Below are 21,186 nucleotides of genomic sequence, written 5' to 3'. Positions count from 1 at the left end.
TGCATCCACCCCTATCGCTAAAAAGTAACCGTCACTCGAAATACAGTGAACCCTGGTTGACAAGGTTACTCAACAGTCCACAGATGGCCTCATCGCCGACAAATTCAGTCAGCGCTGCCATATCAGGCCGGGCGCCGGCGCAGAGCAGGGGAGCCAGTGGTCGCGCGTCTCCCCGTAGCAGGAACTGTTCGCCATCCACAAACAGGGCCGTTTCATCCCCGAGGTCATAGTAGGCGAAACGGGAGCCCTCGTTCCAGCGCAGGGGATTGCCGGCGATCATCAGGTCACTGAGAGACTCGGGCGTTACCGGTTCTTCGGTCGGCACCACAATATCGAGGCTCTTGGGTACGGTGGCGTATTGACCAAACCACAGCGCCAGCTGGCGTTTGTCGGTGAGTTTCTCGCGAATGACGCGATCAAGGCGGTCGATGACGTCGGGGGCAATGGTTCCGGGGTTGTCCTGCACCTTCAGATCCGGATCATTGAGGTGCTCGGAGGCGTCGGACTGGCTACACAGAAAGTCCGTGAAGCCGGTCAGCACATCGTCAATGGTGGGGGCACGAAAGCCCACCGAGAGAGTGATGCAGTCGTCTTCGGCAACGCCGTGGTGGCCAACGCCCGGGGGCAGATAAAGCATGTCTCCCGGCGCCAGGGTAACGGTTTCCTCGCCCTCCCAGCTACTGAGAATTCGCAGCGGTGTGTCCGCGACCCGGGGCGAGGTGTGATCGCAGTGACCACCAAAGGTCCAGCGCCGATGGCCCTGAGCCTGCAGCAGAAATACGTCATACTGGTCGTAGTGGGGCCCCACGCTACCCCCTTTCGGCGCGTAGCTGGCCATGATGTCGTCCAGCCGCCAGTTGGGCACGAACCGGAACTTGTCCAACAGGTCCGCGATGTCCGGAACCCAGTGGTCGAGTCCCTGCACCAGTAGTGTCCAGTCATTTTCCGGCAGCTTTTCGAAGCGTTCGGGCTTGAAAGGGCCGTTTTGCAGCTGCCAGGGTTTGCCGTTGTCGTTTTCAATGACGATGCGGGATTCGACCGCTTCTTCGCAGGCCAGCCCCGCCAGTTCATCGGCCGACACCGGGCACTCAAAGTCCGGAAACGCCTGACGGATCACCAGAGGCTTTTTCTGCCAGTAATCCCTCAGAAATTCTTCCGCAGGCATTCCGCCGGGCAGTTTCATGATTCAGATATCCCGCGCCTGTTGGGTGGCATTGCCGATGTAAGTGCCCGGAGTGAGTTCCATCAGTTCTGCTTTGGCGGCATCGGGAATGTCCAGGGAATCCACAAAAGCCTTGATCACGTCCGGCGTCATGGCCTTGCCCCGGGTCAGCGCCTTGAGTTTTTCATAGGGCTTTTCGATGTTATAGCGGCGCATGACCGTCTGGATCGGCTCAGCAAGTACCTCCCAGGCATGGTCTAGGTCTTCGTCCAGTCGCGCCGGGTTGATTTCCAGCTTGCTCAGGCCTTTCAGTGAAGCCTCGTAGGCAATCAGACTGTGGGCGAAGCCGACGCCCAGATTGCGCAGAACGGTGGAATCTGTCAGGTCCCGTTGCCACCGGGAAATCGGCAGTTTGGCGGACAGGTGGCTGAACAGGGCATTGGCGATACCCAGGTTGCCCTCGGAGTTCTCGAAATCGATGGGGTTGACCTTGTGGGGCATGGTGGACGAACCCACTTCGCCTTCCACGGTTTTCTGTTTGAAATAGCCCAGGGAAATGTAGCCCCAGATATCCCGGTCCAGATCGATCAGGATGGTGTTGAAGCGGGCAATGGCATCGTAGAGTTCGGCGATGTAATCGTGGGGCTCAATTTGCGTGGTATACGGATTCCAGTCCAGGCCCAGGCTCTCAATGAAGTCCTTGGCGTTGGCGGCCCAGTCAATGGTTGGGTAGGCCGACAGGTGTGCGTTGTAGTTGCCAACAGCGCCGTTGATCTTGCCCATCAGCTCCACGGCGCGAATCTGCTTCATCTGGCGGCGCAGGCGATAGACGACGTTGGCCAGTTCCTTGCCTACGGTTGATGGCGACGCGGTCTGGCCATGGGTGCGGGACAGCATGGGCTGGTCGGCGTGTTCGCGGGCCAGGTCGGCAAGCCGTTCTACCACACGGTCCATGGCAGGGAGCAGGCCGTGGTCGAGGCCCTCGCGCAGCATCAGGGCGTGGGACAGATTGTTGATATCCTCGGAGGTGCACGCGAAGTGGACGAATTCGGTTACCGCGTGCAGTTCCGGAACGTCAGCGATCTTTTCCTTGATGAAGTATTCCACTGCCTTCACGTCGTGATTGGTGGTGCGCTCAATGCCCTTGATACGCTCCGCATCCGCCAGGCTGAAACCGGAGACCATGTTGTCCAGGAACTGGTTGGCCTGGGCAGAAAACGCCGGCACTTCGGTGATCCCGGGGTGGGCGGCCAGCTTCTGCAGCCAGCGGAGTTCGACGGTGACACGGTTCCTGATCAGGCCATATTCACTGAAAATGTCACGGAAAACGCTGACTTTGCTGCCATAGCGTCCATCGACCGGGGAAATGGCGGTCAGGGCGTTGAGTTCCATCGAAAACCTCTCAAGTCATCACAGAATGGGCAAAAGAATAATTGGGGGACGATATGATACACCAGCGGCGCCCGCGATTCAGTCGTAAACCGATCGGTTTGCCTTCTCTGCCAGCTCCCGGGCGGTCATGATGACCTTGCGGCGGTTGAAAATAAGCTGCCAGCGGCGGCCGCCGGTCTGGTGCCAGAGTATCGAGGAACGGACACCGGCCAGCAGCAGGGCGCGTACTTTCGCAGCGTTTTCCTCGCGCTGGAGGATGGTGGGCTCGCCGGTGACCTGAATGCGCTGGCGGAAGGTGCTGATGGTATCGGTGTAAACGGACGCCAGGTTGGCAACCAGGTTGCTGTGGCTGTATCCGAAATGGCTGGCCGTATGCCGGGCCTGGTCGATCCGGCTGCCAATGACCTCCAGCATGTCGCTGTTACGACGCAACTTGGACGACAGGTTGATCAGGTTCAGGGCGTATCGCAGGACTTCGATATCCTGCTGCTTGCTTTGCTGGCTGAGAACGCTGGCCAGTGTGGACAGGCCCTCGCGCAGGTCTTTCAGTTCCCCGCCATAAACATCCAGAGTAGTCTCCGGTTGTGTGGCGAACAGCGAGCGCATGCAAGTCTCAAAGCTCGACTCCGCGCACTGTCCGGAATGTGCCACCTGCTGGACCAGTGCCGCCGCCTGAAAAACCCCTGCCAGGGCAAGGGTCTGGTCGTGTATCGATCGGCTCATGCGTCGGCTCCCGCTGCCTTGATGTCCATCACTGCTGGCTCCTGTTCGCCGTCCCGCCAGGTTTGCTCGATAACCCCACCACCGAGGCAGACCTCGCCATGGTAAAAGACCACCGACTGGCCAGGTGTAACGGCCCGTTGGGCGTCATCAAACACGACCCTGAATCCACTGGCCATTGCCGTCACCACACAGTCCTGATCCGGCTGGCGGTAACGGGTCTTGGCTTTACAGCGGAATTCCGCTGCCGGAGGCTCGCCGGCAATCCAGTTGACCGGCCCACTGAGCAGGCCTCGGGCGAACAACAGGGGATGGTGTTTACCCTGAACGGCAACAAGCACGTTGCGGGACAGGTCTTTCTCCGCCACGTACCAGGGCTCGTCGCCGAATTCGCTCAAGCCGCCAATACCCAGCCCCTGGCGTTGACCAATGGTGTGGTACATCAGGCCCTGGTGGCGGCCGATGACCTGGCCATCTGGTGTTTCAATATTACCGGGCTGGGCAGGAATGTACTGTTTGAGGAAGTCCCGGAATTTGCGTTCACCGATAAAACAGATGCCGGTGGAATCCTTCTTGTCATGGGTGATGAAGCCCTGTTCGGCTGCAATGCGGCGAACAACCGGCTTCTCCAGTTCACCGACCGGGAACAGGGTGCGTGCGATACGTTCACCGGAAACCGCGTGCAGGAAGTAGCTCTGGTCCTTGTTGGGATCCAGGCCTTTGAGCAGTTGCGCCCTCCCGCTGCCGTCACTGAGCGGCCGCTGACGGGTGTAGTGGCCTGTGGCGATATAGTCAGCCCCAAGAGTGATGGCGTAATCGAGAAAAGCACGGAATTTCACTTCCTTGTTACAGAGGATATCCGGGTTCGGCGTCCGGCCGGCTCGGTATTCAGACAGGAAGTGTTCAAACACCCGATCCCAGTATTCTGCGGCGAAGCTGGCGGTGTGCAGGGTGATACCCATCGTGTCCGCAACTGCCCGGGCATCTGCCAGGTCCGCCATGGCGGTGCAGTATTCGGTACCGTCGTCCTCGTCCCAGTTTTTCATGAACAGACCTTCAACCTGATAGCCCTGTTCTTTAAGAAGCCAGGCTGCCACGGAAGAGTCCACGCCGCCGGACATGCCGACAATCACTCGGGTACGTTCAGGTGCTTTAGTCATGTCTGGGTCTGTCGCATTAAAAGCGGCAATTCTAGCATCTAAGCCCGGTTACGTCTGCGGCTCGACAATGACATCCAGAGGAAAGCGGCGTCCGTTTCGGTAATCTTCTATGCACTGCATCACCAGGGGGCTGCGAAGCCGGTCTGTGTGCTGCCTGATTTGCTCCGGCGTCATCCAGTGGGCGGCGATGATACCGTCATCCAGCTCCCGGGTGACCCGGGCCAGGGCTCTGGCGGAAAAGCAGAAACGGTAATAGGTCACGCCATTGGCGGGGGCCTTGTAGGTATAGAGTCCCAGGAAATGCTCGGGCTCCACCTCCCAGCCTGTCTCTTCCAGAGTCTCCCTGAGTACGGCGTCGATAATCTTCTCGCCTTCCTCCACGTGTCCGGCAGGCTGGTTGAACACAACCTCACCGTGACTGAACTCTTCCACCAGCAGAAAACGGCCCTGATCATCTTCGACAATAACGGCGACAGTAGCGTGGGGTGTCCAGGTCATGAGCGAGGGCTTCTCCGGGATGGTTGTTTGCTGGGTTTTGCCGGCTTCCGCACAGGCCTGTTTCTGGCGGGCGCTGGCGCGTGGACCGTCATCGTGCTGGATTCTCCTGGCGACAGTCCGTCCAGGTTCCAGTCTCCGATACCATAGCGAACAAGCCTCAGGGTAGGGAAGCCCACGGCAGCCGTCATTCGCCGAACCTGCCGGTTCCTGCCTTCGGTAATCGCTATTCGGATCCAGCTGGTGGGAATCGACTCGCGGTAACGGACGGGCGGGTTTCGCGGCCACAGATCGGGCGCTTTCATGACCGAGACATCGGCGGAGCGGGTTTTACCATCTTTCAGTGAAACGCCTCCGCGAAGTTGGTTCAAAGCGGTTTCCGTAATTTCGCCTTCAACCTGAACCCAATAAATTTTGGCCAGTTTCTGCCGTGGCGAGGCAATACGATGCTGCAACTGACCGTCATCCGTCAGCAATAAAAGCCCCTCGGAGTCGAAGTCCAGACGTCCGGCAGGGTACACATTGGGGGTGGTGATCCAGTCTGCCAGGGTGGCACGTCGGTCGCCATTGGAGGTGCCCTTTTCGTCGGTGAACTGACACAGCACCTGAAAAGGTTTATTGAACAGGATCAGCGTTGCCATTGCGGCGCATAACCTTGGGTATCGAGTCGGAGCGCATAGTATGCCAGAAACAGCAGCGGAGCGGGGCAACGGCAGCGAATCCGGAAACAAAGACACCAGTGCCACGTACACAGAGGTGGCGTATACGCCTGGCCGTATCGAGGATAACGGCTGTCAGGCGTAGTCCGGTAATGGCGATCGAGGAGCTACGGTTCAGCCATTCGCGGCGCGAGGCTGATCCCGGTGGTAATCGTCGCTTTGTTTCTGGCTGGCATCGTCACTGGCTTGCGCCTGTTCCGAGCTGCTCTCCCGCGACTCCTGCTTCCCCGGCTGCTCTTCAGGCACAATATTGACGGCGTGAACCCCTTTGTCACTGGGTTTTTTGTCAAACGTGACGGGCTGACCGGCCTTTAAAGTTTTGTAACCATCCATCTGCACTGAAGAGAAGTGAGCAAACAGATCGTCACTGCAGCCTTCCTCGATAATGAAGCCATAACCCTTGGCATTGTTGAACCACTTCACTTTGCCCCTTGGCATGTTGAACTCCCCTGTTCTTTCACTGTCAGTGTCTTTGTTGTTGATAGTTTGCCGAGCGTTCAGCCTTGCTTTGTATCGATGCGCAGCTGCTACCGGTTCCGGTAACAAATTCCTTACACCAATTTACATTATTTTACATTGCTGTCTTACTGTTGACCAATCTTTGCTCGGAGTCAATAGCACTTATAGCGGGAATGTATGGTTGAACCGGGGTTGTAGCCTGTATCATGGCCATATTGATAATCAGCGCGCGCCCGGTTCTGCCAAGCACCTTGAAAACCGGGCGGCGGACAACCATCTTTAGGAAGAGGCACCGTTTTCCGGTAAAGAATCATGCGGACTATCCAGAATTCTCTACTAGTATTGAATCAGGGGGAGGACAATCAACCCGGGCGTCAGGACGATGTCAGTGTTGCTCCCGAGAAGCCGGCTCTCAAGCGTCCAGCACGCTTCAGGGTGCTGCTCCTGAACGACGATTACACACCCATGGATTTTGTTGTAGAGGTGTTGATGACGTTCTTTGGAATGAACGAGGAAAAGGCGACGCAGGTGATGCTGCTCGTCCATACCCAGGGAAAGGCGGTATGCGGGATATATACCCGGGACATCGCGGAAACAAAGGCGGCACAGGTGAACCAGTATTCTTCGGAATGCGAGCATCCGCTCCTTTGCGAGATTGAACGTGCGGACTGATAGACGTTGGGGTGGCCCATGCTGAGCAAAGATCTTGAAATTACACTGAATACGGCTTTCAAAAGTGCCCGCGACAAGCGTCATGAATTCATGACCGTCGAGCATCTTTTGCTGGCCCTGCTCGATAATGATTCGGCAGTGGGCGTCCTGAAAGCATGTGGTGCAGATCTGGCCCGGCTTCAGGAAGAACTCGTTGAGTTTGTGGACTCGACCACACCACTGATCCCCAGTAACGACAGCGAGCGGGAAACGCAACCCACGCTCGGATTCCAGCGCGTTTTGCAACGTGCTGTCTTTCATGTGCAATCTTCCGGCAAGAAAGAGGTAACCGGCGCCAACGTGCTGGTCGCCATCTTCAGTGAACAGGAAAGTCAAGCGGTTTACGTGCTCAAGAAACAGAGCATCGCCCGTATTGACGTGGTCAATTTTGTGTCACATGGCATCTCCCGCGTTCAGGGTGCCGAGGAACAGGAAAGTCATGACCAGGCTTCCCACGAGGAAGCCGGGGAAGAGGGCGGTGCGTCGCGCCCGCTTGAAAGCTATGCAACCAATCTCAACGAGCAGGCGCGGCAGGGTCGCATTGATCCGCTGATCGGCCGTGAACACGAGGTTGAGAGGGTCGTGCAGATTCTGGTGCGCCGTCGCAAGAATAACCCTCTGCTGGTGGGTGAAGCCGGCGTCGGCAAGACAGCGATCGCCGAAGGCCTGGCCAAGCGTATTGTAGATGGCCAGGTGCCGGATATTATTTCGGATGGCGTCGTCTACTCACTGGATCTCGGCGCTTTGCTGGCCGGCACCAAGTATCGGGGCGATTTCGAAAAGCGTCTGAAAGGCCTGCTCGCCGAGCTCAAGAAAGAGAAACATGCGATCCTCTTCATTGATGAGATCCACACCATCATCGGTGCCGGCTCCGCATCCGGTGGGGTCATGGATGCGTCCAACCTGCTCAAGCCCATGCTGAGCTCGGGGGAAATCCGCTGCATCGGTTCCACCACATTCCAGGAGTTCCGTGGCATTTTCGAGAAGGACAGTGCGCTGGCCCGCCGTTTCCAGAAAATCGATGTGAACGAGCCCAGCGTTGAGGATACCTACCAGATCCTCAAGGGGCTGAAACCTCACTTCGAGAAGCACCATGACCTGAAATACACGGATCAGGCACTGCGCGTGGCGGCGGAACTGTCGGAGCGTTACATCACCGATCGTCATCTGCCAGACAAGGCCATTGACGTTATTGATGAGGCCGGCGCCCACCAGCGCCTGCTCCCGATTGCGAAGCGCAAGAAAACCCTCGATGTGTCGGAAATCGAGGACGTGGTGGCCAACATCGCGCGCATTCCCCCGAAGAATGTGTCCACCAGCGATAAGGATCTGCTCCGCAATCTGGAGCGGGATCTGAAGATGGTGGTCTTCGGCCAGGATCCGGCCATCGAGTCATTGTCCACCGCCATCAAGCTGGCCCGTGCCGGCCTGAAGGCGCCGGAGAAGCCGGAAGGTGCCTTCCTGTTTGCCGGCCCCACGGGGGTGGGCAAGACCGAGGTCACCAAGCAGCTTGCCAAGGTGCTGGGCATCGAGCTGGTGCGCTTCGACATGTCGGAGTACATGGAGCGTCATACCGTTTCCAGGCTGATCGGCGCGCCTCCGGGCTATGTGGGATACGACCAGGGAGGCCTGCTGACGGAATCCGTGAGCAAGCACCCCCACTGTGTGCTGCTGCTGGACGAGATCGAAAAGGCGCATCCGGAAGTCTTCAACCTGCTGCTGCAGGTGATGGATCACGGCACGCTGACGGATAACAACGGTCGCAAGGCAGACTTCCGCCATGTGATCCTGGTGATGACCACCAACGCCGGTGCCGAGAGCATGGCCCGTCGTTCCATTGGTTTCAGCGAGCAGGATCACAGCAGCGATGGTATGGAGATCATTTCCAAGACCTTCACACCGGAGTTCCGCAACCGCCTGGATGGCATTATCCAGTTCGGCGACCTCCAGCCGGCGACCATCACCCACGTGGTGGACAAGTTCCTGACCGAGCTCCAGGCCCAGCTGGATGAGAAGCACGTGGTGCTTCACGTAGACGATGCGGCGAAGGTCTGGCTGGCTGAGAGGGGCTACGATGTCACCATGGGCGCCCGTCCGATGGCTCGGCTGATCCAGGATAAGATCAAGCGGCCTCTGGCTGAGCAGATCCTGTTCGGTCGTCTGTCGGAAAACGGGGGCGATGTGCACATCCATCTCAAGGATGATGAGCTGCATTTCGAGTACGAGGACGAGCCTGCCGAAGCGGTGTAGAAGCTGACGATAATCTTGGCGGTTTGATAGCAAAAGCCCCGGTAGAAATACCGGGGCTTTTTACTGTCACTCTCTCGATGCCAGAAAGTGATTAACGGGCGCGGTAAACGATGCGTCCCTTGCTCAGGTCGTAAGGCGTGAGTTCAACCTTGACCTTGTCCCCTGTCAGGATGCGGATGTAGTTCTTTCGCATCTTGCCCGAGATGTGAGCGGTAACAACATGGCCGTTCTCAAGTTCAACACGGAACATGGTGTTCGGAAGTGTGTCTACAATAACGCCTTCCATTTCAATAGCATCTGACTTTGCCATTCAGTAAAAACCTCGTAAATTGGCTTGCTGTGATTTTAAATTGCGCAATTCTGCCTGATTTATCGCCATTTGGCAAAATCAGTTAACGTCCATGGTCCGCCATTGCCCGTCTCGCAGGGCCTCAATGGGGCGGAAACGGGTCTTGTAGTTCATCTTCCGGCATTCTTCGATCCAGTAACCAAGGTACAGGTAGGGGAGCCCCAGCCGTTTTGCCTCTTCAATCTGCCATAGTACCGCAAAAGTGCCGAGGCTGCGGTGTTCGTATGCCGGATCGAACACCGTATAGATGGCCGACAGCCCCTCATCGAGCATATCCACAGCAGCAAGGCCGACCAGCTTTTCGCCATCCATGATTTCCACAAACCAGGAGTCAGTAGCGCCCTCCACCAGAAACGACATGAACTGCTCCTGCGAGGGTGGGTACATGTCTCCGTCGGCGTGCCGTTGTTCAATGTAGTGGGCGTAAAGACTGTAATACCGCTCGGAAAAGCTTGCACGCACCATTTTGCAGTCAAGATCCGCATTTTTCGACATGACCCGGCGCTGGCTGCGGTCAGGCTGGAACTGATTCACTTTCAGTCGAACCGGAACGCAGGCATTGCAGTGTTCACAGTGGGGACGGTAATAATGGGAGCCACTGCGGCGAAACCCCAACGCTGTTAACTGGCTGTACAAGTGTTTGTCAACGTGGGCCCTTGGGTCGACGAACATGGTGGTTGCTTTACGGTCGGGCAGGTAGCTGCAGTCATGGGCCGGTGTGGCGAAAAAAACCAGGGTCCTTAGATTGCTCATTCATACCTCCGGGCCGGGCCACCGCCACTGGAAGTCCCAATGGCTATGGTCCGGAGCACTGTCGACGCATGTTCTGAGTATAGATAAAAATTCGCTGCGGGGAATACATCGGGCACCCATTCTGAGCAGGTGACCGCTCTCCACCTGGCAGTCCATGATGCGGTAGCCCCACACTCTGAGCTGATTGGCCAGGTGGACCATAAGCACTTTCGAGGCGTTGGTTTCCAGGGAAAACATGGACTCCCCGAAAAAGCAGCGGCCAATAGCCAGTCCGTACATGCCGCCCACCAGCTGTCCTTGGGGATTCCAGGCCTCTATGGAGTGGGCCACGCCCTCTTTGTGCAGCTGGCTGTAGCTGTGGATCATGTCGCGGGTGATCCAGGTGCCCTCGGCGCGGGTGTTGGCGCACAGGCGGATAATCCGTGGGAAAGCCTGGTCTGCGGTGATGGTGAAGTAGCCGCTGTTGAGCGTGCGTCGAAGGCTCCTGGAAATGTGGACTTCTTCCGGGAAAAGGACGCAACGGGGGTCGGGGGACCACCAGAGTATGGGCTGGTCGTCGCTGTACCAGGGGAAGATCCCGCTGCGGTAGGCCAGTTTGAGCCGCTCGGTGGAGAGGTCGCCGCCCAGAGCCAGTAGCCCGTCGGGGTCGTCGAGGGCCTGCTCGGCGGGGGGGAACCAGAGATGGTCTTGGTCTAGCCAGGGGAGTGAGGTCATCTGGGTCCAGAGTTAGGGCTCGCGTGTTTGTGGGGTCGGCCGGGGTCACCAACCTTCTGGAACACGCTCAAGCACGTCCCTGTGGCGCTTGAGCTCCGCCATCCCTGGCTCCGCACAGTTCCATAAGGTTGGCGCCCCCGGCCTCCCTCGAACTGGGAGTTACCTGCTTTCACCAATTATTGCTGCGTGCGTTGTATTCAGCTTAGTCTTGGTCCAGGAATTTTTCTGCGTCGAGGGCGGCCATGCAGCCGAAACCTGCGGAGGTGACGGCCTGGCGATAGACGTGGTCGGCCACGTCGCCGGCGGCGAAGACGCCGGGGATGCTGCTCTGGGTGGCCATGCCTTCGAGGCCGGAGCGGATTCTGATGTAGCCGTTCTCCATATCCAGCTGGCCGGCGAACAGGTCGGTATTGGGTTTGTGGCCGATGGCGATGAAGACGCCGGCCAGGTCCATTTCTTGGGTGGAGTCGCCCTTGGTGCTTTTGATGCGCATGCCGGTGACGCCGGTGCCGTCGCCGAGGACTTCGTCGAGCGTGTGGTCCCAGATGATGTTGACGTTGCCGTTTTCGGCTTTTTCAAATAGTTTGTCCTGCAGGATTTTTTCGGCGCGCAGGCTGTCACGGCGGTGTACCAGAGTGACTTCGTCGGCGATGTTGGAGAGGTACAGGGCCTCTTCAACGGCGGTGTTGCCGCCGCCGATGACGGCGACTTTCTGCTTCTTGTAGAAGAAACCGTCGCAGGTGGCGCAGGCGGAGACGCCCTGGCCCTTGAATTTCTCTTCCGACTCCAGGCCCAGATACATGGCGGAGGCGCCGGTGGCGATGATCAGGGCGTCGCAGGTGTATTCGCCGTTGTCGCCCTTGAGGCGGAAAGGGCGGTTGCGAAGGTCGGCTTCGTTGATGGTGTCGTAGACCACATGGGTTTCGAAACGTTCGGCGTGTTTGAGCATGCGCTGCATCAGTTCCGGGCCCTGCACACCGTCGTTGTCGCCTGGCCAGTTGTCCACGTCGGTGGTGGTGGTCAGCTGCCCACCCACCTCGATACCAGTGATCAGTGTCGGCTTGAGGTTGGCGCGGGCCGCATAGACTGCTGCGGTGTAGCCGGCCGGTCCGGAGCCGAGGATGATCAATCGGGAGTGCTTGGTTTCGCTCATTGGGGGTCTCTCGTTAACGATTTATTCAATGACAGATACGGAGGTCAGAAGTTGCCTGATGCGTTCAGCGCTCTTTCCGGATTCTCCCTGTTCAAGGCGGTGTTCTGCAACTGCGGGAAATACGGCCTGGATGTCATCCGGCAGTACGTGATGGCGCCCGTCCATCAGGGCCCAGGCCCTGGCGGCACGCACCAGCCCGAGGCCGGCTCGGGGCGACAGGCCGTAGAGCAGCCCTGGCATGCGGCGGCTCTGGTCCAGTAATCGTTGTACATAGTCCAGCAGCGCGGGGCTGGTGGTGACCCGGTTAACAGCATCCTGAAGGGTTTGCAGGTCCTTGGCACAGAGCAGTGGCTGCAGGCGATCGGTCATCGAGCGGCGGTCCTCCCCCTCCAGCAGTTCACGCTCAGCGCGCGGATCCGGATAGCCCAGCCGGATGCGCATCAGGAATCGGTCGAGCTGGGATTCCGGAAGCGGGTAGGTGCCGCCCTGTTCGATGGGGTTCTGGGTGGCGATTACAAAGAAGGGGTGCGGTAACGGCCGGGTTTCCCCTTCAATGGATACCTGGCGCTCTTCCATGGCTTCCAGCAACGCGCTCTGGGTTCTGGGAGAGGCACGGTTGATCTCGTCAGCAAGGACCACCTGGGCAAAGATCGGGCCGCGATGGAACACCAGCCTATTGGCTTCCTTGTCGTACATGGAAAAACCCAGGACGTCGGCCGGGAGCAGATCGTTTGTGAACTGGATGCGCTGGTAGCTAAGGCCCATGACCCGGGCCAGGGCATGGGAAAGGGTGGTTTTACCCATGCCCGGGATATCTTCGATGAGAAGATGTCCACGTGCCAGAAGGCCGCACAGTGCCAGGCGTACCTGGTGGTCTTTGCCCAGAAGTATGGTGTTGAGCTCGCGGATCACCGTATCCGTCAGTTTCTTCATGCCCTGCTCAGTCCCTTACCCGCTTGAGAATGTCGCCATAGGCGTCGATTCGACGATCCCTGAAATACGGCCAGATGCGCCGGATCGATTCACTGCGTGAGCGGTTAATGGTCGTGGACAGTATGGTTTCGGAGTGATCGTCGGCTCGGGCCAGGAATTCTCCCTGGGGGCCGCAGATAAAGCTGTTGCCCCAGAAACGGATGCCGTCGGACTGTGCGGAGGGGTCGGGCTCGGTGCCGACACGGTTGGGGGCGATAACCGGCAGATTGTTGGCCACGGCATGGCCGCGCTGAACCGTCACCCAGGCCTCCAGCTGGCGGGCCTGTTCCTCGGGGTCGTCAGTGACATCCCAGCCAATGGCGGTGGGGTAGATCAGTAACTCGGCACCGGCCAGGGCCATCAGGCGGGCGGCTTCTGGATACCACTGATCCCAGCATACCAGAACACCCAGGCGTCCCACCGAGGTGTCGATGGGGGTGAACCCGCTGCGACCGTCGTTAAAACTGGCGTCGCCTGGGGTGAAATAGAATTTCTCATAGAACCCCGGATCATCGGGTATGTGCATCTTGCGGTATAGGCCTGCGATGCCTCCGTCCCGCTCAATCACCACGGCGGTGTTGTGGTAGACGCCATTCATCCGACGTTCGAATATGGATCCCACCAGAACAATTCCGAGCTCTGCTGCCAGCGCAGACAGCCGGTCGCTGGTGGGACCAGGTATGGGCTCGGCCAGTTCAAACACCGAGGTGTCTTCAGTCTGGCAGAAGTACAGGGTGGCGTGCAGTTCCTGCAGAATGACCAGTTGCGCACCGTCTTTGGCCGCCTGCCGCACAAGTCGCTCACTGGTGGCCAGGCTGGTGTCCTTGTCAGCGCTGCAGTGCTGCTGGATGGCGGCAATGGTCAGGTCACCGGAGGGGATTGACTGGCTCATGCCTGCACGACTCCTGCGGGTATCTGCATGGTGACGCAATGAAGGCTGCCGTGTTGCCTGATCAGCGGGCGACAATTCACCGGGATAACCTGCCGGTCGGGAAAAACGCCTGCCAGAATTTCCAGGGCTTCCTCATCCTGGGACACGCCGTAGACCGGCACCAGAACGGCACCGTTGATGATCAGGAAATTGGCATAGGTAGCCGGCAGGCGCTCACCATCGTCACCATAAATGGCGTCTGGCCAGGGTAATGGCGTGAGCCGATAAGCCTGGCCGTTGGCCTGGTGAAACTGTTGCAGCTCCTCCTCCATCGCGGCCAGTGCGCTGTAGTGTTCATCACTGACATCGGAGCAGCTGACATAACAGATATGGTCCGTCGCACAGAAGCGCGCCAGGGTGTCGATATGACTATCGGTGTCGTCACCGGCCAGATAACCATGGTTGAGCCACAGAATGCGATGGGTACCCAGGGTTTCGCCCATCAGATGCTCTATGGCAGCACGGTCCATGGTTGGGTTCCGGGACGGGGTCAACAGGCATTCGCTGGTAGTGAGCAGGGTTCCCTGGCCATCCGATTCGATGGAGCCGCCTTCAAGGACAAACTCCACTGGCACCAGCGGGGTGGTGCCGAAGCTGCCGAAATTTGCCAGGTGACGGTTGAGCGCATCGTCTTTTTCCCAGGGGAACTTTCCGCCCCAGGCATTGAAACGAAAGTCCAGCAACTCGGGACCGTTTGCCCCGGACACCGCGATTGGGCCGTGATCCCGCGCCCAGGTATCGTTGGCAGGAGCCGGCACCGCGATAACACGGCCCGGCAGCCCATGTTGCTGCGCGTAGCCGTTAAGCTCGCGCTCCAGCTCCTGCAGGCGAACCACGTGTTCACAGCTGAGCACAACATGCTCGAAACGGAGCACGGTACGGGCAATGTCCAGGAACACCGGCTCAACCTCGTCGAGCACATCGCTCCAGTCGGTTCCCGGATGGGGCCAGGTCAGCATTACGGCACTTTGGGGTGCCCACTCTGCGGGCATCACAGGTCTGGAAGTCAAGTTGCGAACACCTTTATGCAAAAGCCGACATTCTAACGAACAGGTGGGGTTGCGTCAGGACATAATTGAACGTTTTTTCAACGTTGGGGTTTCAGCACGGCATGAATCACCCGGTCGTCCTCAAAATACACGACAAAGTCCTCGTAATGCCATTGGGAAATAGGTGGATTACCCACCGGGCCGGTGGTTTGCCGGGGGCTTCCCCAGCCATTGCGAACGCTTGACTGGGCCATGCCGGTGCGGGGCAGGTCTTGCTGGGTGCTACGCTCGGCCTTGGACGCCAGAGGGACCCGAATTTCTTCGGCAGCAACCTTGGTGACAGGTCCCATCGCCAGCGCGGCGAGTGTAGTGGCGGCACAGACTGCTTTTAATGTGCGTTTGTTCATCAGTGGCTTGCTCCCTGGCATTGTGCGGTCCGGTTCAGCAGGCTAACGACCGGACATTGATAAAACGTAATATCTGACAAAGACTAACAAAAGTCAGCCCTGATTCGGTGATTTGTGGACAGTTTATTGTTTTTGTCGTTGCCGGATCTGCCAGCGCATCACATGGCGGGCAATTTGCTGGCGGTCACTGTCATGGATGTCGCTGAACTCCGTATGAACCGTGGCACCCCCGCTGCCGTCAGGTTCAACGCTGAGGACCTGTGCAATGGCAACCGGCTGAAACAGCTCCGGTGGCAGAGTCATTCTCAAGGCAAGAATCTGACCGGTTTCGAAGCTGTTGGTCAGAGTGTGGAAAGAGAGCCCGCCTTCGCTGAGTGTGACGTCCTGCCAGTCTTCAGGTTGCAACGGATTTTGCTCAAAGGCCATAATGCGCGCCAGCGTGTCCAGCTTGCCGTTGAGTGACTTGATCAATGAGGTCAGCAGGCGATCCCGCTCCGCCAGAGTGGCCAGTTGTGCCCGCACGTCCTGATCAAGGCGTTTGAACTCCGATCGGAGGCTTTCCAGGTGGCTACCGTTGAAGGGATTCTCTTTGCTCGCGTTGTCCGGGGCGAGCTTGCGGATTTCCAGGCCGACGTGGTCTCTGATACGGAAAAAGTCCCTGCGATCAGAAGAGACCTCTACCGGGTTGTCAGGGGGTGTGGAAGCGGGCATTGGAACTCCGGAACGCGGTATTATTGTTTATTCCTGGAAGTTTAGCAGCTTCCTGCCGGCCCGTATCGCGGCGGGAATTTTGACAGACCATAAGGTAGCGACAGGCTCCTCTCAATGTTCAGACCCCTATCACTGTATGTCGGTTTACGGTATACCGCGGCCAAACGACGTAACCACTTTATTTCATTCATATCACTCACTTCCATGATCGGGCTGATGCTCGGTGTTGCGGTGCTGATCATCGTGCTTTCGGTGATGAATGGTTTCGACCGCGAACTGAAACAGCGCATTCTGGGGATGGTACCCCATGCCACCATTCAGGCCGATGGTGTGCTGCAGGATTGGGAAGAGGTCGACCGCCAGGTTGAACAACATCCGTCGGTGATCGCCGCGGCCCCCTATATCCAGGGACAGGGTATGGTGACCGGCGGCGGCGATGTCCGCGGCGTCATGCTCAATGGCATCCTGCCGGAGCAGGAGCGAAGTGTATCGATCATCGAGAATCACATGATCGAGGGCGATCTGGATGACCTGAAGTCGGGGGAATTCGGGATTATCATCGGCAAGCTGATGGCGTCCGCGCTCCGGCTGCAGGTTGGTGACCTGGTAACCGTGGTGTTGCCGGAAGCGTCGGTGACGCCGGCGGGCGTATTGCCGCGACTCAAGCGTTTCACGGTCAAGGGCGTGTTCAGCGTCGGGGCGGAGCTGGACGGCAACTACACCCTTGTGCATATGGATGATGCCGCCAAACTTATGCGTACCGGCGGCAAGGCTGAGGGCGTGCGGCTGCTGGTAGACGATCTGTTCCAGGCACCGCGGGTGGCCAGGGATGTTGCCACCGGCCTCAGTGGTCGCCACTATATTTCCGACTGGACGCGAACCCACGGCAACCTGTTCCAGGCCATCCGCATGGAGAAAACCATGATCGGTCTGCTGCTGATGTTTATCGTCGCCGTCGCCGCCTTCAACATCGTCTCCACTCTGGTGATGGTGGTTACCGATAAAACCGCTGACATTGCCATTCTGCGCACCATGGGTGCCACCCCCGGCAGAATCATGCGGATCTTTATAGTCCAGGGTGCTGTGATCGGTATCACCGGTACTCTGGTGGGAACGGCCCTTGGCGTGTTTGGCGCCTATAACATCAGTGGGTTTATCGCCTGGCTGGAGGCCTTCATGGGGCACCAGTTCCTCAGTGCCGACGTGTACTTCATCAGCTATCTGCCGTCCCAGCTGCAATGGCAGGATGTCTGGATTATCAGCGGGGCCGGCCTTGCGCTGAGCCTGCTGGCAACGATTTATCCGGCATGGCGTGCCTCTCGCGTCGACCCGGCGGAGGCTTTGCGTTATGAGTGAGTCAGCAACCATGAACCGTGATAAAGCGCTGGTCATTGACTGTGAAAAGGTCACCCGAACCTACAACGAAGGGCCTGGCAAGCTTACTATTTTCTCGGATATTTCCCTGAGGGTCTCGGCTGGGGAATCCGTGGGTATTGTTGGCAGCAGTGGTGCCGGAAAAACAACCCTGCTGAATCTCCTGGGTGGACTGGATAAGCCGTCCTCCGGCCATATAGACATTTGTGGCCAGGATATCCATCGCATGAACGAGGCCGGCCGTGCGCGCTTCCGGAACCGCCACTTGGGCTTTGTCTATCAGTTCCACCATTTGTTGCCTGAGTTCTCGGCACTGGAGAATGTGATGATGCCCTGCGCCCTGGGAGGGCTTGGAGTCAAGCCGGCGTCTGCCAAGGCGAGCGCCATCTTGGAGCGGGTCGGGCTTAGTCACCGGCTGGCGCACAAGCCGGGTGAACTTTCCGGAGGCGAGCGGCAGCGGGTCGCCATTGCCCGGGCATTGGTGAACGAGCCCGAATGCGTGCTGATGGATGAGCCGACTGGCAATCTCGATGAGCAGACCGGGGATGGGGTTCGTGACCTCATCGAATCACTGCGGGACCAGATTGGCATTGCCTTTGTTCTGGTGACCCATGATATGCGAATGGCCAAAAGCCTGGGTCGGGTGTTGCGGCTGGAGCAGGGGCAGCTGTTTCAGGAACTTTGACGGTTGCTGTTCCGCCGGGCCAGCCGACGATTCCGGAGACGGAATATTTGCCGCTCCTGCCAGTCAGAGCGCACCTTGCGGCGCCACAGGAACTGAATTACCAGATAGGCAAGGCACGCTGACAGGGTAGCTACAAGAAGTGACCCCAGATAAAGGGGGATGCCGATATCCAGAAGGCGGCCACTGAGCCAGGACCAGGATAACTGGAAGTCGAAATTGAGCACCGGTCGGTCAAGAATCCAGGCCCCGATTTTGTAGTTGAAGTAGAACATGGGGGGCATGGTCACCGGGTTGCTGATCCACACCAGTACCACGGACAGTGGCAGGTTGGCGTTGAACCAGATGGCGAAAAAGGCTGCGGCTAGCATCTGGAACGGCATGGGGATGAAGGCCAGGAAAATGCCAACAAGGAATGCGCGGGCAACACTGTGCCGATTGATGTGCCACAGGTTGGGTTCATGAAGGATATCGCCAAGGAAGTGCAGCGACTCAATGGCGCGCACCCTTTCCGGCGATGGTAGGTATCGTTTCATGAACTTCTTTGGCATCGGGAAGTTCTGCCTGCTCAGGACGATGATTCCGGGGATGTGCGTTGCCCGGAGAGGATCAACTATCAGGAGGACAAGGATTGTCCGGAAGTTTTTTGGCCAGGGTTGGCCTCGCAGGCTTCGCCTGCGGCGTTATCTTACTGTATAGCCTTGCGGTCTTACCACCTCTGCACTGGCTGATTGCCATGCTGGCGATTCCGTGCCTCACCTTGATGACGGCGACGTCGCGATGGCCGAAAGTTGCAGCCGCGCTGGCTGCAGGAGGATTTATCGGCATGCTCTGGTCAGCCTGGCATGCTGACACCCGCCAGCAGTCCACGCTTCCCGCTGCCCTGGAGGGGAGGGTGCTGGAGGTTTCCGGCTATCTCTGCGACGTTCCCTCCACGGGCAGTTACCGCAGCGTCCGTTTTGCTTTCTGTGTCGAGCGGTGGCATTTGCCGGGGCGCTCCAAAGCCGCGGCGCCACCTGCGATGCCGCAGAAGATTCGGCTTGCCTGGTACGGCGATGCGGCAACAACCAGCACTCCCCATCGGCTGAAGCTCAGGGTCGTGCTGAAACGACCCCATGGCTCTGTCAATCCTGTGGGCTTCCGCTACGAAACCTGGCTCTACCGCAAGGGGTTTGGCGCCACCGGTACTATCCGTGACCTGGCCCCCGACCGCAGTTTTGACTGCCGGCTCGGTTGTCGCTATCACCGCTGGCGCAACGACCTGGTGATTGCGACATCGGAACGACTCTCCCGTGCCCGGCATTTTCCACTCATTGCCTCGCTGATGATCGGTTACCGCGGCCATATGGAACCCCGGCACTGGGACGTCCTAAAGGCCACCGGCACCATCCATCTGGTGGCTATTTCGGGGCTGCATCTGGGGTTGATCGCCGCAGGCGCGGGCTTTGTCTGCAGACGGCTGCTGCTCTGCATGCCCCAGGGCCGGATATCGCCGGGCAGGTTGCGGGGGCTGGTCTTTTTGTGTGTTTCCACCGCCAGCCTCGCCTATGCCCTTGCTGCCGGTTTTTCAGTGCCTACCCGGCGGGCGTTGATTATGGTCATCATCGCCGGCTGGATGGTTCTGGGTGCACGGAGAACCGGAGTCCTCACCGGACTGCTGGGGGCGCTGGTCCTGGTGCTGCTGAGCGATCCGTTTTCACCCCTCGATCAGGGTTTCTGGCTGTCGTTCGGTGCGGTGTCGGTTCTGGTGCTGCTTTTCAGTTTCCGTTTGCGACAGGCCGGTTGGCTCCAGGGCCTATTGCTGGCCCAGTTGGCCGTGTTTGCCGCGCTGTGGCCGATTCTCGAGGTTCTTGGTCAGTCCCAGGTTGTGATTGGCTTTGTCGCCAACCTGGTAGCTATTCCCTGGGTATCGCTGGTGGTTATGCCGGTTCTGGCCGTCGGAGCTCTGGTAATGATGATCTCGCCGGTGGCTGATGACCTCATCGTCGGCGTTTTCGATCTGGTTTTGGGGATGCTCTGGCAGGGCCTGGCCTGGTTGGCTGATGCGCAGCTGGTGCTGCCGACTCCTGGCCCGGGGGCACTTCTGCTACTGGCTGTTGTCGTCATGGTTGGGCTGCTGGTGCCCTTTCGGGCATGTCGCCTGGCCATGGTTGGCCTGGCCGCGGTGGGGCTGACGTTGGCGCTCGTAGATGCCCCTGCCGGCGATAATCAGAATACCCCGGTGGACGTTCCGGAGCTCTGGGTATGGGACGTCGGCCAGGGGCTTTCCGTGATGGTGCGGGATCAGGATCGGGTGCTGCTTTACGATACCGGCCCGGCGCTGAAAGGGGTCTACTCCGCGGTTGATTCGGTGCTGGTCCCCAATCTCAGAGCACTGGGGGTTCGCCGCATCGATACGCTGGTCATCAGTCATGGCGATGGTGATCACGCCGGCGGGTTGCCGCTGTTGTTTGACAGCTTTGAGGTGGGGCAGGTGGTCACTGGCGAGCCCGAGCGCGTGGCCAGCATGTTGCCGGACTCCTCCGCTGTGGCTGTGGAATCCTGTACTGGATACGGTGTCCGGGAAATAGCCAGCCTTGCGGTTTCTTTCTGGCGAAGTCCCGCTGACGTCGAGGGCAATGACGCCTCCTGCGTGGTGACCATCCGCTCTGCCTCAGCGGCTGCAGAAGTGATCCTGTCCGGAGACATCACGCGGCAGGTAGAGGGCAGTTTCACAGCAGATCGGAGACATGAATCTGCCGCTTTCCGTGTTGTTCTGGCGCCTCATCATGGCAGTAAAACCTCTTCATCAGAGCAATGGGTGCGCGAGATGGCACCAGATCTTGTGCTTGTCAGTGCGGGATACCGCCACCGTTTCGGACATCCTCATCCGGATGTGGTGGGCCGGTACCTGGCCAGCGGTAGCCGCTTGCTGAACACGGCCACATCCGGGGCTGTGCGAGTGGAATTGCAAGAATCCGGAGTGGCAGTTACCGAGGCCAGGGCAGGGGTGCCCTTCTGGATACGCAAACCGGAAACCCGCTGATGTTGCGTATAAAAACCGTGACATTGCGGGTGTGGCCTCCGCCGGCAGCTATGCTAAA

General features: G+C 58.7%; 23 protein-coding genes. 6 read left to right on the top strand and 17 right to left on the bottom strand.

The window, feature by feature from the left end; genetic code table 11:
* Nucleotides 1-31 precede the first annotated feature (31 nt).
* The 6 genes from DIT71_RS10025 to DIT71_RS10000 all read right to left on the bottom strand — a co-directional run bounded on the left by DIT71_RS10025 (nt 32) and on the right by DIT71_RS10000 (nt 5,570).
* On the bottom strand, nt 32-1,183 hold the full coding sequence (locus DIT71_RS10025; protein WP_114613085.1) for a cupin domain-containing protein: 1,152 nt from the start codon (nt 1,181-1,183) through the stop codon (nt 32-34).
* Between the two features lie 3 nt (nt 1,184-1,186).
* Complete coding sequence (gene purB, locus DIT71_RS10020) at nt 1,187-2,554, bottom strand: adenylosuccinate lyase (RefSeq protein ID WP_114613084.1); 1,368 nt, start codon at nt 2,552-2,554, stop codon at nt 1,187-1,189.
* Between the two features lie 78 nt (nt 2,555-2,632).
* Nucleotides 2,633-3,277: a high frequency lysogenization protein HflD gene (gene hflD / locus DIT71_RS10015; protein ID WP_114613083.1), complete on the bottom strand. Its 645-nt coding sequence runs from the start codon at nt 3,275-3,277 to the stop codon at nt 2,633-2,635.
* Entirely contained in the window at nt 3,274-4,434 is a 1,161-nt protein-coding gene (mnmA, locus tag DIT71_RS10010) for a tRNA 2-thiouridine(34) synthase MnmA (RefSeq protein WP_114613082.1), read from the bottom strand. Before mnmA ends, hflD begins: the two co-directional genes overlap by 4 nt.
* Before the next feature lie 48 nt (nt 4,435-4,482).
* Complete coding sequence (locus tag DIT71_RS10005) at nt 4,483-4,932, bottom strand: NUDIX hydrolase (RefSeq protein WP_114613081.1); 450 nt, start codon at nt 4,930-4,932, stop codon at nt 4,483-4,485.
* Nucleotides 4,929-5,570: a pseudouridine synthase gene (locus DIT71_RS10000; RefSeq protein WP_114613080.1), complete on the bottom strand. Its 642-nt coding sequence runs from the start codon at nt 5,568-5,570 to the stop codon at nt 4,929-4,931. The genes DIT71_RS10005 and DIT71_RS10000 overlap by 4 nt, the downstream gene beginning before the upstream one ends.
* 40 nt (nt 5,571-5,610) lie before the next feature.
* Here DIT71_RS10000 and DIT71_RS18395 point away from each other — a divergent pair, with 40 nt between their 5' ends.
* Nucleotides 5,611-5,733 carry a hypothetical protein gene (locus tag DIT71_RS18395; protein ID WP_264756332.1) on the top strand — a complete coding sequence of 41 codons (123 nt, stop codon included), beginning with the start codon at nt 5,611-5,613 and terminating at the stop codon, nt 5,731-5,733.
* 29 nt (nt 5,734-5,762) lie between these two features.
* On the opposite strand, the gene DIT71_RS18485 is transcribed toward DIT71_RS18395, so the two are convergent.
* Nucleotides 5,763-6,086, bottom strand: coding sequence for a cold shock domain-containing protein (locus tag DIT71_RS18485; RefSeq protein ID WP_114613079.1), 324 nt, complete (start codon nt 6,084-6,086; stop codon nt 5,763-5,765).
* Between the two features lie 333 nt (nt 6,087-6,419).
* Between DIT71_RS18485 and clpS the strand changes: the two genes are divergently transcribed.
* Both clpS and clpA read left to right on the top strand, forming a co-directional pair.
* Entirely contained in the window at nt 6,420-6,779 is a 360-nt protein-coding gene (clpS, locus tag DIT71_RS09990; protein WP_114613078.1) for an ATP-dependent Clp protease adapter ClpS, read from the top strand.
* 18 nt (nt 6,780-6,797) lie between these two features.
* Complete coding sequence (gene clpA, locus DIT71_RS09985; RefSeq protein ID WP_114613077.1) at nt 6,798-9,068, top strand: ATP-dependent Clp protease ATP-binding subunit ClpA; 2,271 nt, start codon at nt 6,798-6,800, stop codon at nt 9,066-9,068.
* Nucleotides 9,069-9,159: 91 nt separating this feature from the next.
* Here clpA and infA read toward each other — a convergent pair whose 3' ends face one another.
* The 9 genes from infA to DIT71_RS09940 form a co-directional block, all read right to left on the bottom strand.
* Complete coding sequence (gene infA, locus DIT71_RS09980; RefSeq protein WP_114613076.1) at nt 9,160-9,378, bottom strand: translation initiation factor IF-1; 219 nt, start codon at nt 9,376-9,378, stop codon at nt 9,160-9,162.
* A gap of 78 nt (nt 9,379-9,456) precedes the next feature.
* Nucleotides 9,457-10,170: an arginyltransferase gene (locus DIT71_RS09975; RefSeq protein WP_114613075.1), complete on the bottom strand. Its 714-nt coding sequence runs from the start codon at nt 10,168-10,170 to the stop codon at nt 9,457-9,459.
* The gene (gene aat, locus DIT71_RS09970) at nt 10,171-10,884 is read right to left on the bottom strand and encodes a leucyl/phenylalanyl-tRNA--protein transferase (RefSeq protein WP_114613074.1); all 714 of its coding nucleotides are present in this window, start codon (nt 10,882-10,884) and stop codon (nt 10,171-10,173) included.
* A 202-nt stretch (nt 10,885-11,086) separates the two neighbouring features.
* On the bottom strand, nt 11,087-12,037 hold the full coding sequence (gene trxB / locus DIT71_RS09965; RefSeq protein WP_114613073.1) for a thioredoxin-disulfide reductase: 951 nt from the start codon (nt 12,035-12,037) through the stop codon (nt 11,087-11,089).
* A 21-nt stretch (nt 12,038-12,058) separates the two neighbouring features.
* On the bottom strand, nt 12,059-12,970 hold the full coding sequence (locus tag DIT71_RS09960; protein ID WP_114613072.1) for an AAA family ATPase: 912 nt from the start codon (nt 12,968-12,970) through the stop codon (nt 12,059-12,061).
* A 7-nt stretch (nt 12,971-12,977) separates the two neighbouring features.
* On the bottom strand, nt 12,978-13,901 hold the full coding sequence (locus DIT71_RS09955; protein ID WP_114613071.1) for a carbon-nitrogen hydrolase: 924 nt from the start codon (nt 13,899-13,901) through the stop codon (nt 12,978-12,980).
* A complete protein-coding gene (locus DIT71_RS09950) occupies nt 13,898-14,932 on the bottom strand; it encodes an agmatine deiminase family protein (protein WP_114613070.1) in 1,035 nt (344 codons plus the stop codon). Before DIT71_RS09950 ends, DIT71_RS09955 begins: the two co-directional genes overlap by 4 nt.
* A 95-nt stretch (nt 14,933-15,027) precedes the next feature.
* Nucleotides 15,028-15,336 (bottom strand): hypothetical protein, encoded by a 309-nt coding sequence (locus DIT71_RS09945; protein WP_114613069.1) that lies wholly within the window; start codon nt 15,334-15,336, stop codon nt 15,028-15,030.
* 123 nt (nt 15,337-15,459) lie between these two features.
* Nucleotides 15,460-16,047 (bottom strand): PilZ domain-containing protein, encoded by a 588-nt coding sequence (locus DIT71_RS09940; RefSeq protein ID WP_114613068.1) that lies wholly within the window; start codon nt 16,045-16,047, stop codon nt 15,460-15,462.
* Between the two features lie 114 nt (nt 16,048-16,161).
* Here DIT71_RS09940 and DIT71_RS09935 point away from each other — a divergent pair, with 114 nt between their 5' ends.
* Nucleotides 16,162-17,403, top strand: a complete 1,242-nt coding sequence (locus DIT71_RS09935; protein WP_114613067.1) for a lipoprotein-releasing ABC transporter permease subunit — start codon at nt 16,162-16,164, stop codon at nt 17,401-17,403.
* On the top strand, nt 17,396-18,106 hold the full coding sequence (locus DIT71_RS09930; RefSeq protein ID WP_114613066.1) for an ABC transporter ATP-binding protein: 711 nt from the start codon (nt 17,396-17,398) through the stop codon (nt 18,104-18,106). The genes DIT71_RS09935 and DIT71_RS09930 overlap by 8 nt, the downstream gene beginning before the upstream one ends.
* Here DIT71_RS09930 and DIT71_RS09925 read toward each other — a convergent pair.
* Nucleotides 18,094-18,654 carry a DUF2062 domain-containing protein gene (locus DIT71_RS09925; protein ID WP_114613065.1) on the bottom strand — a complete coding sequence of 187 codons (561 nt, stop codon included), beginning with the start codon at nt 18,652-18,654 and terminating at the stop codon, nt 18,094-18,096. The genes DIT71_RS09930 and DIT71_RS09925 overlap by 13 nt on opposite strands.
* Before the next feature lie 80 nt (nt 18,655-18,734).
* Between DIT71_RS09925 and DIT71_RS09920 the strand changes: the two genes are divergently transcribed.
* On the top strand, nt 18,735-21,128 hold the full coding sequence (locus DIT71_RS09920; RefSeq protein WP_227538050.1) for a DNA internalization-related competence protein ComEC/Rec2: 2,394 nt from the start codon (nt 18,735-18,737) through the stop codon (nt 21,126-21,128).
* The last annotated feature ends 58 nt before the right edge of the window (nt 21,129-21,186 follow it).

This window comes from Marinobacter vulgaris, assembly GCF_003344045.1.
GTDB classification, from domain to species: domain Bacteria; phylum Pseudomonadota; class Gammaproteobacteria; order Pseudomonadales; family Oleiphilaceae; genus Marinobacter; species Marinobacter vulgaris.
The sequence above is the reverse complement of the archived record's forward strand: the minus strand, read 5'-3'. Positions and strand labels throughout refer to the sequence as shown.